Genomic DNA, 15,185 nt, shown 5'->3' with positions numbered 1-15,185 from the left:
ATTCGGCAATTAAATGAGAGATGCATGGGGGTTAGCGGGGATGTTCGAGGATTTCCGGGGGATGGGCCGGAACTTCTGGCTCTACACCGTGGGCAGGTGGATATCACAGGCCGGATGGGTCGTGCAGGATGTTGCCGTTCCGCTCTACGTGCTCGACCAGACCGGCAGCGGGGCGATGATGAGCCTCTTCATAATGGCCGAGCTAATTCCAAGACTGCTGGTGAACCCGATAGCCGGGGTTATCGGTGACCGCTACGACAGGAAGAAGCTCATGTACGGCCTCGATATAGCGAGGGGAGTCCTCCTCTTCGCAGTCATAGGGTTCAATCTGATGGGGATATACCAACTCCTGGCCATTCAGATGGCGATGAGCGTTATGGGGGCGTTCTTCTCGGCCGGCATAGTCGGGATGTTTCCCGATCTGGTGGAGAGGGAGCAGCTTGCGAGGGCGAACTCGATACTGCAGAGCGGTGGCCAGATACTAAGGATACTCGGCCCCATTCTCGGCGGGCTAATCTACGCCCTCGGCGGAATCAAACTGGCCCTCCTGGTGAACGCTGTGAGCTTTTTCGGCTCGGGACTGTTTGAAATCCTGATCGAGTACCGCAGGGAAACGCGGGAGCTCTCAAGCCTCCACGAGGTCTGGGACGACATGCTCGAAGGCTTCCGCTTCATGAAGAGCTCAAAGAACCTCATGGTGCTAGTGAGCTTCGGGATACTGCTCAACACCCTCCTCAACCCGGTGTTTGCGGTGGTCCTTCCCTACCTTGCCAGGATTGAACTGGGCCTCTCCGCCGTCAAGTTCGGCAGCGTCGAGACGGCGGCGACCCTAGGAGCACTGGCCGGAAACATGCTCATCGCCTTGAAGCTCGGCGAGAGATCAGAGGACTTCCTCTTCGGGGCGCTGTTTGCCCAGCTCCTCTGCCTGACGGGCCTTGCCTTCGTGACGCGCTCCATCCTTGGAGAACTGGCCTATCCGTCCCTGCTTGGGATAATCGGCCTGATAGGGCTCTTCAACACTCTGGTTAACATCCCGCTCTTCACAAAGCTCCAGAAGGCAGTCCCAGATGAGGTCCGCTCCAGATTTTTCACGGCTTTTGAGACGGTAATGATGGCAACTACCCCGCTGGGCATGGCCCTCGTTGGGCCCCTCATCGACGTCGCGGGAACCACGGTGATAATCCTCACCCTCACCGTCCCGAGTGTAATGATAACCCTGTATTATTACCTCCGCTTTAGGGAAACCGTTATAAACATCGGCTCAGAAAACGCGGAGGTGGTGCCGTGAGCCTCAACAGGAACTTCTGGCTCTTTGCGATCGGCCGCTTCATAAGTCAGCTCGGCTGGGCGGTGCAGGACGTTGCACTGCCCCTCTATGTCCTTGACCAGACCCACAGCGGCTCGATGATGACTGCCTTCATCCTCGCCGAGATGATACCCGTTCTCATAATCATGCCCTTCGCCGGTGTGGTGGGCGACCGCTACAACCGAAAACACCTGATGGTCGGCTTTGATCTTGCGAGGGGAGCCCTTCTCTTCGGCGTCATCGCGTTCGACCTCTTGGGCATCTACCAGCTTCTGGTCGTCCAGGTGATAATGGCCTCCATGGGAGCGTTTTTCTCGGCCGGGACCGGAGCGATGTTCCCCGACCTCGTGGAACCCGATGAGCTCGAGAAGGCCAATTCCACGGTCTCGTCATTCACAATACTCGCCCGCCTCGTTGGTCCTGCCCTCGGAGGGTTCATCTACGCCGTCGGAGGTATCAGGCTGGCCATCCTCATAAATGCGGTCAGCTTCTTCGGCTCTGGCCTGTTTGAGATGCTGATAAAGTACGAGTGGCGTACGAAGGAATTGGAGAGCTTTTCCCAGGTTATCGAGGACCTTAAAGAGGGCATCGGATTTCTCCGCTCCAACAGATACCTCTCGACCCTTATGTTCTTCGCCCTCTTTATGATAGCCCTCGGCCAGCCCTTTGGGGCAGTTATTATGCCGTACTCCTACAGGGAGGTGCTGAAGTTCTCGAGCTACCAGTTCGGTCTTCTGGAGAGTGCCTTCATGGGAGGGGCGCTCATCGGAAACGGTTTGATAGCGATTAAATTCGGGAAGAGAGCCGGGAGGTACCTTTTCCACACTCTCCTCCTGGACGGGGTGATGATACTCGCCTTTACGTGGGCGATAAGCCCCTTCTCAGGCCTGGGGAGAAACGGGGCGTTCTTTTTCCTCGCAGGGATAAACATCCTGTGGGGCAGCATAGAGGCCTTCATAGACGTGCCCCTCAATTCGAAGATACAGCGCGCGATACCGAGCGAGCTCAGGGGCAGGGTGATGTCGGCAATGGCAGTCCTGATGCACCTCTCAAGCCCGCTCGGCCTGATCGCCGTCGGACCGCTCCTCGACAGATTCCCCGCCTGGGAGGTCACCGTGGTCATATGGGCAGGCATGGCGGCTGTCGTCGCATATTTCTGGGCCAGACATCGGGAGGTTCTTCTCAAGGAGCAGAAATACGGGGAGAGTGAAGGGGTTACTTGACCTCCTTCAGCTTTCCCTCCCTCTTCTCTATCGCCCTCGCCATTATAAAGAGCAGATCGCTGAGCCTGTTTAGGTAGACGAGAGCGTTCTGGCCAAAGCCGTAATCGAGCACGAGCCTCGCAACACTCCTCTCAGTTCTCCTGGCCACCGCGCGACAGACGTCGAGCTTGGCGCTCGCGATGGTTGAACCCGGAAGAACGAAGGCCCGGAGCTGGACTTCCTCTTCATATTTATGAATAAGCCCCTCAAGCCATTCAACCTCCTCATTGCCAACCTTCGCGTACTTCCCCTTGCTCGCTATCTCCGCCATCAGGTCGTATAGGTGAACCTGTATCCTCTCGAGAATCTCGGCCATCTCCCCCGGAACGTAGTGCTTGGCCTCCCCCAAGAAGCTGTCGAGTTCATCTATGTTTCCGTTTGCCTCCATTATCGGCGAACACTTCGCCACGCGGTCGCCGGTGAAGAGACCGGTTAGACCCTTATCCCCTGTTTTTGTAGTGATGGACATTTTGACCACCCCTTTAACTAGTATCCCCACGCTTTTTAGCCTTTATGGGCGTTGATGAACACCAAAGGTGATGACTGGAACGAACGATTTTTGGAAAAACTTATTTATACATCAAAGCCCTTCTTTTTTGGGTGGTCTATATGAAAAGATGGGCTCTGATAATAGCACTGATTTTGGTTTTGAGTTTGGTACCGGGATGGGCTGTGAAGCCTGCGGTTGCAGGGATAACTGAGGAGACAATATACCCTACAGATGATGTCTACGTCTACGAGAAGTATCCAGACAGCAATGAGAACAAGGCTCTTATGTTAATTCTCTAGATGTTGGATACCATAATGGTTGGAAATATACGTACTTAAAGTTCAATCTCAGCTCACTTCCAGGAAATATTGAAATTACTGAAGCTCAGATTTGTCTCTACAGCTATGCCCAATATGGAAGCCCCATAATAGAAGCCCACCCTGTTTCAAATGACAGTTGGAGCGAAGATGCTATTACATGGAATGACCAGCCAGGTTTTTCGGAGGAGATTTTGGACACCGTCAGTGTCAGCACTGATGGATACTTCTGTTGGAATATAACTAATTACGTGGTAACACAATTCTTAGGAGATAAAGTGGTCAGCGTTGCATTAATACCTTCTACACAAGACACAGCTAAGTTTAACTCAATGGAAGGTTCTGAAATATATGGCAATCCTCCATATCTAAAAATATCCTACATTGCTCCCAAAAACATCCAGATAACCAACATTGAAGTCCCAGAAATCGCCTGGAAAGGCGAGGAAACAGAGATTGCAGTAACCGTTAATAACTCTGACGAAATTGATTATTCAGGCTTCAATCTAACAGTGTCCGTAGATGGCAGTATCATTTATGAGAACACGTCCTTCTCTATAGGGGCCAGCGAGGGAAAAACTGTAAGCATCTTGTGGACTCCAGAAGAGCTGGGCACTCACGAAGTTAGTGTGATACTCAAGGACGAAGATGGCGTCCTCTTATCTCAAGAGGTCAGAGAAGTTACTGTGGGTGCTATAGTACCTATCCAGGAGATACAAAGCAACACTACCAACGGCGACGCTTCCGCCTACGTGGATGTCCTTGTAAAGACCCGCGGCTTCGTCACTGCCCTCGACCACTGGACAACTAGTTATGGGGCCCACAGGTACGGATTCTTCATTCAGAACGGCACCGGCCCCTGGAGGGGCATATTCGTCTACACATATGATAAAGTACCGACCTATAACGACAGTTCTCCCGTCAAGGTGGGCGACGTTGTTGAAGTCGTTGGTACCGTTAAGGAAAGCTCCGGCCTGACCGAGATAAGCTACGTGTCATCGATAACTAAGCTTGACTCCAATGACAGCGTTGAAATCCCCCGAACCAGTTGTTCTCAAGACTGGAGAAGTCTCTCAAGAGCAGTGGGAAAGTGTTCTCGTAGAGGTCAGAGACGTCAAAGTTGTTGATCCAGACATCGGTCATGGGCAGTGGTTAGTTGATGATGGTAGTGGTTCAGTTATAATTGATGACGAGTTCTACGACTACACCCCAAGCTATGTGAGATACGAGTACATAAGGGGAGTCGTGGTGTATCTCTTCGATGAGTTTAAGATCGAGCCTAGATATGCCAGCGACATTAAACCCTATATTCCCCAGATAGGCGTTGAGAGCCTCGAGGTTTCTGGTCCAATGCTTGAGGGTGTCCCAAGAAACATAAGTGTTAGGATATACAACCACGGAACCTTGGACGACAACATCACCGTCGTGTTACGTGATAACAGTGATGAAATCGGACGTGATACCCAGGTTATTAGGGTTAACCAGACTGCAGTTTATGAGTTCACTTATATCCCCAGATTCACAGGTAGTCTCACCATAACAGTCATTGTCCTCGACGGAACCGGCAATATTACCGATGAACGGTATTACGACTACTTCGTTACCCCAAATCCGTACAAGATATCCTACGGTCTCACTCCCTACTACGAGAGGCTCTACAACAAGGAGATGGCTAACATAACACCGCTGTACGAGAACCTCACGTGGGTTATTGGGGAGCTCACCTCCTGCGGCGTCAACCTCGGCGACCTCGAACCCAATGTGGAGTGGATAAACGCCACTATGGCAGAGATTCAAAAGGAGTACGCCCTCTACGACACCCTCAAGGGCCTGCTCGTTCAGCAGAACCCCTACAGGAGCGCATACTACTACCCTGTCATGGTGCACATAAGAAAGGCCGCGATGATGAGCAGGGACGTTCTCAGGGAGATTGAATTTGTACTCCCAATCCTCCAGAGAACCTACGAGCAGGTTGAGCCAATCTGCCACCCGCCCGCTCCTAGCAACGAAACAACACTGGGCAACGAGACCCCCACAAACCAGACCAACGTTACCCCATCAACAAACGTAACGATCCACATAACCAAGGTTCTCATTGACGCATCCCACGGGCAGTACTACAACCCGACGAAGACGGACACCAGCGGAATGTCAACCCTGATTGATAACATAAAGAGCGAGCTCGGCTGGATAGTCGATGTCAACCTCGACCCGATAACCTACGATAAGCTCAAGGACTACGACGTGCTCATAATTACCAACCCAAGCCAGGACATAACCGACGAGGAGGCGCAGGCGATACAGCAGTTCGTCGAGAACGGCGGCGGTCTCTTCATCCTTGGCGAGAACTATTACAACCACGTCTACTACAAGAGCCTCAACAGAGTCGTTGCCAAGTACGAAATCGAGTTCAACAACGACGAGCTGATGGACGACGACGTAAACACTGGAAGGGCATGGTTCCCGCTTGTTGGCATCTACAACCTCGACCACCCGGCGATGAAGTTCCTCACCGCCGACCACCAGATGTACTACAGCGGCGACACCCTCAAGGTGAGCGGAGGCGTGGCTTGGCTCATCAGGGGATATAAGACCTCGTATTCGGAGGACAAGGACGGAAACGTCATCTACGAGAAGGGCTCCAAGCCAATTATCGCTGCCGCCGTCGAGGTTGGCCAGGGCAGAATAGTGGCCTACGGTTCAAGCAAGGCCATAAGCGACGCCTACTACGGCAACTACATCAACACCAACTGGCCATTCGTCAAGGGAGTCCTCCTCTGGCTGGCTCACCAGGAGTGAGCCTTTCTTTCCCTACTTTTCTCTCAGATTTCCTTCGGAGGCACCAGAATCCCAAACTCCGTTATGATGCCCCTGACGTACCGCCAGGGGGTAACGTCGAAGAGCATGTTTCTGACCCGGTAACCCTGCCTCACGTAGGGCCTCTCGACGATCTCAACCTCACCCGAGCTCAGCTCTGGATGGAGCTTGAAACTCTCTGCAGCGACATAGAAGGGAACGCCGTTGTCGTGGCAGGCGAGGGCGAGGAGGTAGGTTCCGGCCTTGTTCACCGCGGCCCCATCGCGGGTAACGTTGTCGGCACCGACCAGGGCAAGGGTGGCCTTCCTCGCGAAAAGGCCGAGCTGGGCGTCCGTTATCACCTCGAATGGAACCCCAAGTGAATCGAGCTCCCTCGCGAGGGCTATTCCCTCGTAGTCGGGCGCGCTCTCGGTTAGGATGACCCTGAAGTGCTTTCCTTTCCTCCACGCGGCCTTGAATATCTCAAGAACTGCCGAGGAGAATGAGTGCGTGATTACAACCTCGTTTTCGTCTATCAGCTCACTCCCGATGTTGCCTATCTCGCGCTTCGCCTCCTCTCCGAGCCTGATGAACTCCTCGGCCTTCGTTCTCACCACGTCGGGGTCTCCGGTTATTGGAATGAATCTCGCGAGGTTGTAGAGCGAGGCCATCGTGCCGTTGGCGGCCGGGATTTCCCTCTTCATCTCCTTCAGGGCGCTCTCAAGCTCTTCTCCCTCAAGGAGTTCTGAAAGGACGAGGTACGCCTCGGCGCCCCTTCTGGCCAGCCAGCTGGCGCCTCTGATCCTCTCGGCCCTCATCTCCTCAATGATTGAACGAACCTCGGGGGGAAGCATGGGCAACACCTTGCGTTATTGGCACGAACGCGGTTAATTCGCCTTTTCCCTTATCAGCGTTTCGCTACCAGCCCTCCTCGAAGCGAACCCCCCGCTCCTCCATGAAGGCCTTGGCCCTCTCTATCTCCCCCTCGCTCTCGCCGAAGATTATGATGCCGATGTATCTGCCGAAGCCCTTCGGCGATGAGTGTATTCTCACATTGAAGCGCTCCAGCGCCTCTATGAGAATCGGTGCCAGCTTGCTCTCGTCGGTTATCTCAGCCAGCAACTTCCTCTGTATGAACTTCCTCTCGCCGAGCCTTGGTAGAACTTCCCGCTCAAGCATGGCCTTCATCTCGCGCGGCATTCCGGGAAGGACGAATATCTTTACCCCTTCATGTTCGATGTACGCTCCCGGGGCGGCCCCCTCGGTGTTCTCAAGGGGCTCCGCGTCCTCCGGCAGGTAGGCCATCTTCTTCCTCCCCTCGTTGAGCTCAGGGTCGTCTATCAGGCCTTTCTCGTAGAGCTTGCGGTAGAACTCCCTGATCCTTTCCAGACACGACTCGCAGAGGACGAACTTTCTACCCAGGGCCTCAGCAACGGCCAGCATTGTAACGTCGTCGTGGGTCGGCCCGAGGCCGCCGGAGATGATAAGAACCTCCGGCTTTCTCGCGAGGATTTCCCGAATGGCGGTCTTGATTTCCTCAACGTCGTCGCCAACGGTTGTCTTCCTCCTCACCCAGTAGCCCCTCTCGGTAAGCTTCTGGGCAATAAAGGCGGAGTTGCTGTCCACGGTGTTCCCCGTGAGCAGTTCGTCGCCTATCGTGAGTATCTCGGCGAACATCTCAACCACCGGTAGACTATCCGGCAGACTGGCTTATAACCCCAGCGGGAGCCCTTTGCACAAAAATGTAAAAATCGGGCTCCCTCAACGGCAGTTTTCACCAGGAGTGAAAACAACGTTTAAGTATTTTATCGCGGTAAAATTCTCCGGTGGTAGCATGAGAGTGAAGGTTGGAGTCAATGGATACGGAACAATTGGAAAGCGCGTCGCCTACGCGGTCACGAAGCAGGACGATATGAAGCTCATAGGCGTCACCAAGACGAAGCCGGACTTTGAAGCGTATCGCGCGAAGGAGCTCGGAATCCCGGTCTACGCCGCCAGCGAGGAATTCCTGCCAAGGTTTGAGAAGGTAGGCTTTGAGGTCGCCGGAACTCTCAGTGACCTTCTCAATGAGGTTGATGTCATCGTTGACGCCACCCCCGGAGGGATGGGAGCTAAGAACAAGGCCCTCTACGAGAAGGCTGGCGTTAAGGCGATTTTCCAGGGCGGCGAGAAGGCCACCACCGCGGAGGTCTCCTTCGTGGCCCAGGCCAATTACGAAAAAGCTTTAGGAAAGGACTACGTCCGCGTCGTCTCATGCAATACGACGGGCCTTACCCGGACCCTCTCGGCGATTGGGGGGTACATCGACTACGTCTACGCGGTCATGATTCGCCGTGCGGCAGATCCAAACGACGCCAAGCGCGGCCCGGTGAATGCCATAACGCCGAGCGTTACCGTTCCGTCCCACCACGGCCCTGACGTCCAGACGGTTATTCCGATAAACATCGAGACCTCAGCCTTCGTCGTTCCGACCACGCTCATGCACGTCCACAGCATCATGGTCGAGCTGAAGAAGCCGATTGAAGCCAAGGACGTTGTGGACATCTTTGAGAGCACGACGAGGGTTCTTCTCTTCGAGAAGGAGAGGGGATTTGACAGCACGGCCCAGCTCATAGAGTTCGCCCGTGACCTGCACCGCGAGTGGAACAACCTGTACGAGATTGCCGTCTGGAAGGAGAGCATCAGCGTCCGCGGAAACAGGCTCTTCTACATCCAGGCCGTCCACCAGGAGAGCGACGTGGTTCCGGAGAACATAGACGCAATAAGGGCAATGTTCGAGCTCGCCGACAAGTGGGAGAGCATAAGGAAGACCAACGAGAGTCTCGGGATTTTGAAGTGAGGCCGCAAGCCTTTTACATTCCTTCTCCAACTTTTTCCGGTGAACGCCGTGGAGTGCAGGGCATTTAAGGTGGATGCATTTACCGACACACCGCTTAAGGGAAATCCTGCGGCCGTTGTTCTCGACTGTCCGGAGCTCGACAGGGAAACAATGCTAGCCATCGCGGGGGAGCTTAACCTCTCTGAAACAGCTTTCGTCTGGCCGGAGAGGGACGGCTTTCGGGTGAGATTTTTCACCCCGGGAGATGAGATTCCCCTCTGTGGCCACGCCACGGTTGCGACGTTCTACCTGCTCTGGCGTCTTGGTCTGGCGAGTGAGGGAACCAACAAGATGTTCTCCAAGGCCGGGGAGATTGACGTTCTCATCAAGAACGGAAGGGTGTGGCTCAAGCAGCTGAAGCCGGAGGTAATTGGGGAGCTTGATATTGGAGCACTGAAGGTAATTCTCGGCACAGAAAACTTGGTCGGTCCAGCGTTGGCAATGACGACGGGAACTCCTGAGGGCATCGTTGGAATCCCAACGTTTGAAGAGCTGATGGAGCTTGAGCCCGACATGGGGAGGCTCGCAAAGTTCTCCAGGGAGAACGGTGTGATAGGAGTCTACGTTTACACCCTCGATTCTCGGCTCGACGCCGCGGGGAGGTTCTTTGCCCCGGCCGTCGGAGTCCCTGAAGACCCGGTTACCGGAACGGCCAGTGGAATTCTCGCTGGCTATCTGAGGCTCACAGGGAAACTCGTGAAGGATAGATACATCTTCGAGCAGGGGCACGCGCTGAGGCGTGAGGGCAGAGTCTACGTTGAGTTTGAAGGTGAAAGGCCTTGGGTCGGTGGAGAGGCGACGATAAGCCTTGAGGGCAGGCTGTTTTTCAAAGTTTAAGCCTCTCCTTTATATCTTTCGGGTTCAATCCCCTAACAAGCAAATCCTTCTCCCTACTTGTCTCTCCCCTGACGAGCTCAATCTCCGCCTTAAGGAGCTTCGAGAGGAACTTCACGAGTTCTTTGTTCGCCTTTCCCTCAACCGGCGGGGCCGTTATCTTGACCTTCAGCCTTCCGCGCCACTCGTCTATCCCGTCGATTTCGTTCTTCTTGGCCTTCGGCTGGACATAGACCAGGAGAAGCGTTCCATCCTTAGTCTCTCTCAGGAACTTCGCGCTCATCATAGATCCCTCCATTCGTACTCCCACACAATATCAGGCGGGAACTCCTTCCGTTTAATCTTTTCGAGGATCTCCCTAGCAACACGGTAGGCGAAGTTAAAGGTCCCCCTGTCAATCACGCCGTAGTTCAATGCCATCTCAAGCTCGTCCTCATCGAGGAGAAAGGCCTCCCCGCTCGGAAAGACGAAGATGTCGAGGAAGAGGTCGAGCATCTCAAGGGTGTTTCCTTCGCGCCTCGTATAGGCCAGGACATCGATGTAAAGCCCCTTGAACTTGCCGTTTTCGTCGTAGACCTTCAGGATGTCGTAGTTCTCCCCGATGAAGGCGAAGTACAGCATGCGGTAGCCGTTTTTAATGACCTCAACGCCATTCACCCTGAGGGGGGCGAGCATGCCGGAGAAGCGGGATTTGGCGACTATAACCTCACCCAAATCAGCAACTACCTCATCATCACGCTCAAGAAGCCTGTTCGGAAGGCGGCGGTAGAGGAGGTGGATTTTCCCGGACATGATACCTCAGGGAGGGTAGGACTGAACCTTTTTATATTTTCACAACTCAGGATTTATTGATGGCGAGAGTTACTCTTTCCGAAGTTGAGAATATCCTCAGAGCACACAAAGAAGATCTTCGCGAGAGGTTTGGAGTTAGCTCAATCGCTATATTCGGTTCCTATGCGAGGGGCGAGGAGACCGAGCTTAGCGACGTTGACATTCTTGTGGAGTTTGAACGGCCCATCGGCTGGGAGATAGTCGACCTCAAGGACTATCTCGAATCCTTGCTTGGAGTTAAGGTGGATCTGATAACAAAAAACGCAGCCATGAGCAGGAATCGCTTCTGGGAGCACATAAAGGGGGACCTTGTCTATGTCTAAGCGAGACCCCTGTTTGTTTTTGAATGACATACTTGAGGCCGTTCTCAGGATCGAAGAGTATACAGAAGGTTATGAGTTTGATGATTTCGTGCGGGATAGAAAGACCATTGACGCGGTTCTGAGAAATCTCGAAATAATAGGTGAAGCCGCCAGGTACGTGCCGGAGGGGATAAAGAGAAAATATGCCGATGTTCCGTGGAGGCGCATTATTGGACTTAGAAACGTTGTGATTCACCATTATTTTGGCGTTGACTTGAATATCGTCTGGACAATAATCCGTTTTCAGTTACCTGAACTGAAAGAAAGCATAGAGAAAATGATAAGAGAGCTCTGCTAAACTCACTCCCCAAAAATAAGCTCCCTGAGCTTCTCGGGTAGCTCTTCTATCTTCACCCTCACCTGCTCCCTCGTGTCGCGGTCGCGGATCGTGACGGTGTTGTCCTCGGGCGTCTGGTTGTCGATGGTCACGCAGTAGGGGGTGCCTATCTCGTCGTAGCGCATGTAGCGCCTGCCGACGGTGTCCTTCTCGTCGTAGACCGCTATGAAGCCTGCCTTCTGGAGGGTTCTGAATACATCGTAGGCTATGCTCTTCAGAGGCTCCTTGGCGACGAGGGGCAGGACTGCGACCTCAATCGGCGCCATGTCCTTCTTCAGTTTGAGGTAGGTTCTGTCCTCCTCGATGACGAGGCTGTTCTCAAGAAGCAGGTAGAACGGCCTGTCTATTCCAAAGCTCGGCTCGAGGACGTGGGGCACTATCTTCTCGCCCGTTATCTTCTCCTCCACTTCCTTGATTATGAAGTCGTCCTTCTCCAGCTCGTAGCCCTCGATGGTGATTTTGCCGTCCTTCTCAAGGACTTCAACCAGGCTCCTCAGCTTCTCTTCGTCCCAGCCCTGGATGAGGTCGTTTATCCTCTTGGCGTCCTTCTTCAGCTTAGGCCCGACGCGCTTCATGTTGAGGCTCACTTTGAGGCGCCTGACTATCCTGGGCTCGTCGTAGTGGATTAGGACAGTTAAATCTGCCCCGCTCATCTTCATGTGCTTGCTGAGGTCGTAGTCGCCGCGGTAGGCTATACCCACACACTCCACCCAGCCGAAGCGCTCGCTGTGTATCTCGACGTCCCAGGTATCACTTGAGTAGTGGGCCCTCTCCTCAGGCAGCTGCTGGCGGAAGCGTATGGCCTTTTCGGGAATGCCGATGTCGAGGAGAGTCCTCTTGACCATGACCATGTAGTAGGCGAAGAAGGTGTTCAGAACGTAGCCGTTCTTAACGGCCTCCCCCGCGGTCATTTCAATTATTCCGAGGTTCTTGAGCTGGTTCTCTATCGGATAGAGGCGCAGAACCTCGTCCTTGACCTCGTCGAAGTGCGGATGCTCCGTCTCCTTGGGGTTGAAGAATATCTCCGCCTCCGCCTGAGTGAACTCCCTCAGGCGGAGCATCCCCTGTCTAGGTGAAATCTCGTTGCGGTAGGCTTTTCCAATCTGGAAGACACCGAAGGGAAGCTTGTTTCTCGCGAAAGCGTTGAGGCGTCTGAAGTTCACGAAAATGCCCTGGGCCGTTTCAGGCCTCAAGTAGCCCTTCTGGTCGCCGTAGGGACCGATTTTAGTCTCGAACATGAGGTTGAAGTACCAGACCTCGGAAAGCTCGCCGCCACACTCCGGGCAGCGGATATCATGCTCGCGGATGAGCTGGGTGAGGTGCTCAGCGCTCATACCCTCCGTGTCGATGTCGAGGGCCTCCTCAACGAGGTGGTCGGCCCTAAACCTGGCCCCGCACTTCTTACACTCGACGAGGGGGTCAACGAACTTGTCAACGTGACCGCTCGCTATGAAGACCTTCTCCGGCGTGATGTCTGGCGTTTCAAGCTCGAAGAAGCCCTCCCTCTGGAAGGCCTCGCGTATCTTCTGCTCGATTTTTCTCTTTATCGTCGCTCCAAGAGGACCGTAATCGTAAAAACCCCTCGCACCGCCATAGATTTCAAAGCTGCCCCAGGCAAAGCCTCTTCTCCTCATCAAATCCTGAAGAACCTCGTACTTATCGGGCTTCTCTCCCATCACTCACCACCTGAAACTGGAGTAAGGCCATTTCATAAAAAGCTTTTGGGAGGGGCGTCGTCTAACCGTGAACCTTTTCCTCTCCAGGGGACGGAAAGAGTTATAAACCGTTTCCCTCGTTATCGTTACGAGCTTTGATTATTTGGAGGTGCGTGAAAATGGCGGAAAGACCACTCGATGTTATTCACAGGTCGCTCGACAAGGACGTGCTCGTGCTCCTGAAGAGGGGTTCCGAGTTCAGGGGTAAGCTCATTGGTTACGACATCCACCTGAACGTCGTCCTCGCCGATGCTGCCCTCATTCAGGACGGCGAGGTCGTTAAGAAGTACGGTAAAATCGTCATCAGGGGAGACAACGTTCTGGCCATTTCCCCTGTCGAGATTGAGTGAAGTGAGACCTTAGAGGGGTGATAGCATGGGAAGCGGGACTGCACCGAAGGGCAGGAGGAACCACACTCCAACTCACATTAAGTGCAGGCGCTGCGGAAGGCGCGCCTACAACATCAAGAAGGGCTACTGCGCCGCTTGCGGCTTCGGCAGAAGCAGGCGCATGAGGAAGTACAGCTGGTCCCACAAGTGGAAGAAGAAGAGGAACCTCCTCTGAACCCTTTTCTTTTCCTTTGATTTGAGTCCTTCTCAGTTGGCGAGGTTGAGGTTTTGAGACTCTACCGAACCACAATCCTTATTAACTTCTACAGCCACTTCATCGTTTAGAGGGACGTCTTAATGATTCGCCTCAACGAGGATCAGCGCCGCCTTTGGAAGCTCGCCTGGCCCGCGATAATGGGCAACATATCCCAGACGCTTCTCAACCTAGTGGACATGATGATGGTCGGACAGCTCGGCGCTTTGGCTCTGGCCGCCGTCGGCCTTGGCGGCCAGGTGAGCTGGTTCATGATGCCCATAATGGCGGCGGTTGCAACAGGAACACTTGCGCTGGTGGCGAGGTTCGTTGGAGCGAAGGACGATGCCAACGCCACTCTCGCGCTGGAACAGAGCCTCTACCTGGCGTTCCTCCTCGGAATTCCGGTTATGTTCTTCGGCTGGTTCCTGGGGGATGACATCCTGCGGATAATGGGGGCCAAGCCCGACGTGGTTGCCTTGGGTTATGAGTACATCAAGGTAATCTTCGCGTTCTATCCGATACGGTTCGCGGGCTTCACGGCCTTCGCAGCCCTCAGGGGGGCGGGGGACACGAGAACTCCCATGAAGCTGGGCATTTTGATGAACATAATCAACGCGGTCTTTGACTACCTCCTCATCTTCGGGAAGCTCGGCTTCCCCGAGCTCGGCCCGGTCGGCGCTGCCTGGGCCTCCGGGTTGGGCATAACGACCTCGTTCCTCATCGGCCTCTACCTCCTCTGGAGCGGGAGGCTCGTCCTCAGGTTTAGGCCCAGCTGGAGCTTCCATCTCGACATGGCGAAGAGAATCCTCCGCGTGGGAGTTCCCACGATGGTCGAGCGCGGTATATTCAGCTTCTACAATCTCCTCTACATGAGTATCGTGACCCGCTTCGGAACCCTTGCCCTGGCGGCGCATCAGATAGGACTGCGCGTCGAGAGCATAGCCTATATGCCCGCCTTCGGTTTCAACGTCGCAACTTCCGCCCTGGTGGGCCAAGGACTCGGGGAGGGAAACCCGGAGAAGGCGGAACGCACGGTCTACGAGGCTCTGAAGATGGTGGGCCTCTTCATGAGCGTCATGGCGGTTATCCTGATAGTCTTCCCGCGCTACCTCGTCATGCCCTTCATAAACCCAAGCGACCCGAACTACAGCGAGGTTATGAGGCTAGCGAGCATATACCTCATAATAGTTGGAATAAGCGAAGTTCCCCTCGGCTGGCTCTTCGTCCTCGGCGGTGCACTGAGGGGAGCGGGAGACACCAAGACTCCGATGTACATCACCGCCACCAGCAAGCTCCTCTTCCGCATAGTTCCGGCTTATCTTCTCGGCTTCGGCTTTACAATCGGCCCAATACACTTTGAGGGACTGGGCGTCATAGCCGCGTGGATAGCGATGAGCCTCGAAACGTTCACCACGGCGGCCCTCTTCTGGTGGGCGTTCAAGAGAGGAAAATGGAAATACGTGAAGGTGTAA

General features: G+C 54.3%; 18 protein-coding genes and 1 pseudogene. 13 read left to right on the top strand and 6 right to left on the bottom strand.

The window, feature by feature from the left end; translation table 11 throughout:
- Window positions 1–40: 40 nt before the first annotated feature.
- Together A3L10_RS02685 and A3L10_RS02680 are read left to right on the top strand one after the other, a co-directional pair.
- Window positions 41–1,288, top strand: a complete 1,248-nt coding sequence (locus A3L10_RS02685) for an MFS transporter (RefSeq protein WP_088866282.1) — start codon at window positions 41–43, stop codon at window positions 1,286–1,288.
- Window positions 1,285–2,529 carry an MFS transporter gene (locus A3L10_RS02680; protein WP_088866281.1) on the top strand — a complete coding sequence of 415 codons (1,245 nt, stop codon included), beginning with the start codon at window positions 1,285–1,287 and terminating at the stop codon, window positions 2,527–2,529. Before A3L10_RS02685 ends, A3L10_RS02680 begins: the two co-directional genes overlap by 4 nt.
- Here A3L10_RS02680 and A3L10_RS02675 read toward each other — a convergent pair.
- Window positions 2,522–3,037 (bottom strand): cob(I)yrinic acid a,c-diamide adenosyltransferase, encoded by a 516-nt coding sequence (locus tag A3L10_RS02675; RefSeq protein ID WP_088866280.1) that lies wholly within the window; start codon window positions 3,035–3,037, stop codon window positions 2,522–2,524. The genes A3L10_RS02680 and A3L10_RS02675 overlap by 8 nt on opposite strands.
- A gap of 131 nt (window positions 3,038–3,168) precedes the next feature.
- On the opposite strand from A3L10_RS02675, the gene A3L10_RS02670 reads away from it, so the two are divergent.
- From A3L10_RS02670 to A3L10_RS02665, 4 genes and pseudogenes are all read left to right on the top strand, one after another.
- Window positions 3,169–3,357 carry a hypothetical protein gene (locus A3L10_RS02670; protein ID WP_198362081.1) on the top strand — a complete coding sequence of 63 codons (189 nt, stop codon included), beginning with the start codon at window positions 3,169–3,171 and terminating at the stop codon, window positions 3,355–3,357.
- A gap of 35 nt (window positions 3,358–3,392) precedes the next feature.
- Window positions 3,393–3,743: pseudogene (locus A3L10_RS10360) on the top strand (CBM96 family carbohydrate-binding protein); the annotation flags it as partial.
- Window positions 3,723–4,502 (top strand): CARDB domain-containing protein, encoded by a 780-nt coding sequence (locus A3L10_RS10285; RefSeq protein WP_449353733.1) that lies wholly within the window; start codon window positions 3,723–3,725, stop codon window positions 4,500–4,502. The pseudogene A3L10_RS10360 and the gene A3L10_RS10285, both read left to right, overlap by 21 nt.
- Window positions 4,396–6,174 (top strand): DUF4350 domain-containing protein, encoded by a 1,779-nt coding sequence (locus A3L10_RS02665; protein WP_088866278.1) that lies wholly within the window; start codon window positions 4,396–4,398, stop codon window positions 6,172–6,174. The genes A3L10_RS10285 and A3L10_RS02665 overlap by 107 nt, the downstream gene beginning before the upstream one ends.
- A gap of 23 nt (window positions 6,175–6,197) precedes the next feature.
- Here the strand turns inward: A3L10_RS02665 and A3L10_RS02660 are convergent, their stop codons facing one another.
- Together A3L10_RS02660 and A3L10_RS02655 are read right to left on the bottom strand one after the other, a co-directional pair.
- On the bottom strand, window positions 6,198–7,025 hold the full coding sequence (locus A3L10_RS02660) for a translation initiation factor eIF-2B alpha/beta/delta subunit family protein (RefSeq protein WP_088866277.1): 828 nt from the start codon (window positions 7,023–7,025) through the stop codon (window positions 6,198–6,200).
- A 64-nt stretch (window positions 7,026–7,089) separates the two neighbouring features.
- Window positions 7,090–7,848: a molybdopterin-binding protein gene (locus tag A3L10_RS02655; RefSeq protein ID WP_088866276.1), complete on the bottom strand. Its 759-nt coding sequence runs from the start codon at window positions 7,846–7,848 to the stop codon at window positions 7,090–7,092.
- Window positions 7,849–8,005: 157 nt separating this feature from the next.
- Here A3L10_RS02655 and A3L10_RS02650 point away from each other — a divergent pair, with 157 nt between their 5' ends.
- Both A3L10_RS02650 and A3L10_RS02645 read left to right on the top strand, forming a co-directional pair.
- Window positions 8,006–9,010, top strand: coding sequence for a phosphorylating glyceraldehyde-3-phosphate dehydrogenase (locus tag A3L10_RS02650; protein ID WP_088866275.1), 1,005 nt, complete (start codon window positions 8,006–8,008; stop codon window positions 9,008–9,010).
- Window positions 9,011–9,049: 39 nt separating this feature from the next.
- Window positions 9,050–9,886 carry a PhzF family phenazine biosynthesis protein gene (locus A3L10_RS02645; protein ID WP_088866274.1) on the top strand — a complete coding sequence of 279 codons (837 nt, stop codon included), beginning with the start codon at window positions 9,050–9,052 and terminating at the stop codon, window positions 9,884–9,886.
- Here A3L10_RS02645 and A3L10_RS02640 read toward each other — a convergent pair.
- Both A3L10_RS02640 and A3L10_RS02635 read right to left on the bottom strand, forming a co-directional pair.
- On the bottom strand, window positions 9,876–10,166 hold the full coding sequence (locus A3L10_RS02640; protein ID WP_088867530.1) for a DUF167 domain-containing protein: 291 nt from the start codon (window positions 10,164–10,166) through the stop codon (window positions 9,876–9,878). The genes A3L10_RS02645 and A3L10_RS02640 overlap by 11 nt on opposite strands.
- Complete coding sequence (locus tag A3L10_RS02635; RefSeq protein WP_088866273.1) at window positions 10,166–10,675, bottom strand: DUF402 domain-containing protein; 510 nt, start codon at window positions 10,673–10,675, stop codon at window positions 10,166–10,168. Before A3L10_RS02635 ends, A3L10_RS02640 begins: the two co-directional genes overlap by 1 nt.
- A gap of 59 nt (window positions 10,676–10,734) precedes the next feature.
- Between A3L10_RS02635 and A3L10_RS02630 the strand changes: the two genes are divergently transcribed.
- Window positions 10,735–11,037: a nucleotidyltransferase family protein gene (locus A3L10_RS02630; protein WP_088866272.1), complete on the top strand. Its 303-nt coding sequence runs from the start codon at window positions 10,735–10,737 to the stop codon at window positions 11,035–11,037.
- Window positions 11,030–11,374 carry a HepT-like ribonuclease domain-containing protein gene (locus A3L10_RS02625; RefSeq protein ID WP_088866271.1) on the top strand — a complete coding sequence of 115 codons (345 nt, stop codon included), beginning with the start codon at window positions 11,030–11,032 and terminating at the stop codon, window positions 11,372–11,374. The genes A3L10_RS02630 and A3L10_RS02625 overlap by 8 nt, the downstream gene beginning before the upstream one ends.
- 2 nt (window positions 11,375–11,376) lie before the next feature.
- Here the strand turns inward: A3L10_RS02625 and glyS are convergent, their stop codons facing one another.
- Window positions 11,377–13,089, bottom strand: coding sequence for a glycine--tRNA ligase (gene glyS / locus A3L10_RS02620; RefSeq protein WP_088866270.1), 1,713 nt, complete (start codon window positions 13,087–13,089; stop codon window positions 11,377–11,379).
- A gap of 158 nt (window positions 13,090–13,247) precedes the next feature.
- Here glyS and A3L10_RS02615 point away from each other — a divergent pair, with 158 nt between their 5' ends.
- The 3 genes from A3L10_RS02615 to A3L10_RS02605 all read left to right on the top strand — a co-directional run bounded on the left by A3L10_RS02615 (window position 13,248) and on the right by A3L10_RS02605 (window position 15,185).
- The gene (locus A3L10_RS02615) at window positions 13,248–13,478 is read left to right on the top strand and encodes an LSm family protein (RefSeq protein ID WP_088180356.1); all 231 of its coding nucleotides are present in this window, start codon (window positions 13,248–13,250) and stop codon (window positions 13,476–13,478) included.
- Between the two features lie 25 nt (window positions 13,479–13,503).
- Window positions 13,504–13,692, top strand: a complete 189-nt coding sequence (locus tag A3L10_RS02610) for a 50S ribosomal protein L37e (protein ID WP_088180357.1) — start codon at window positions 13,504–13,506, stop codon at window positions 13,690–13,692.
- A 122-nt stretch (window positions 13,693–13,814) separates the two neighbouring features.
- Window positions 13,815–15,185, top strand: a complete 1,371-nt coding sequence (locus A3L10_RS02605) for an MATE family efflux transporter (protein WP_088866269.1) — start codon at window positions 13,815–13,817, stop codon at window positions 15,183–15,185.

Source organism: Thermococcus radiotolerans (assembly GCF_002214565.1).
Lineage (GTDB): Archaea > Methanobacteriota_B > Thermococci > Thermococcales > Thermococcaceae > Thermococcus > Thermococcus radiotolerans.
The sequence above is the reverse complement of the archived record's forward strand: the minus strand, read 5'-3'. Positions and strand labels throughout refer to the sequence as shown.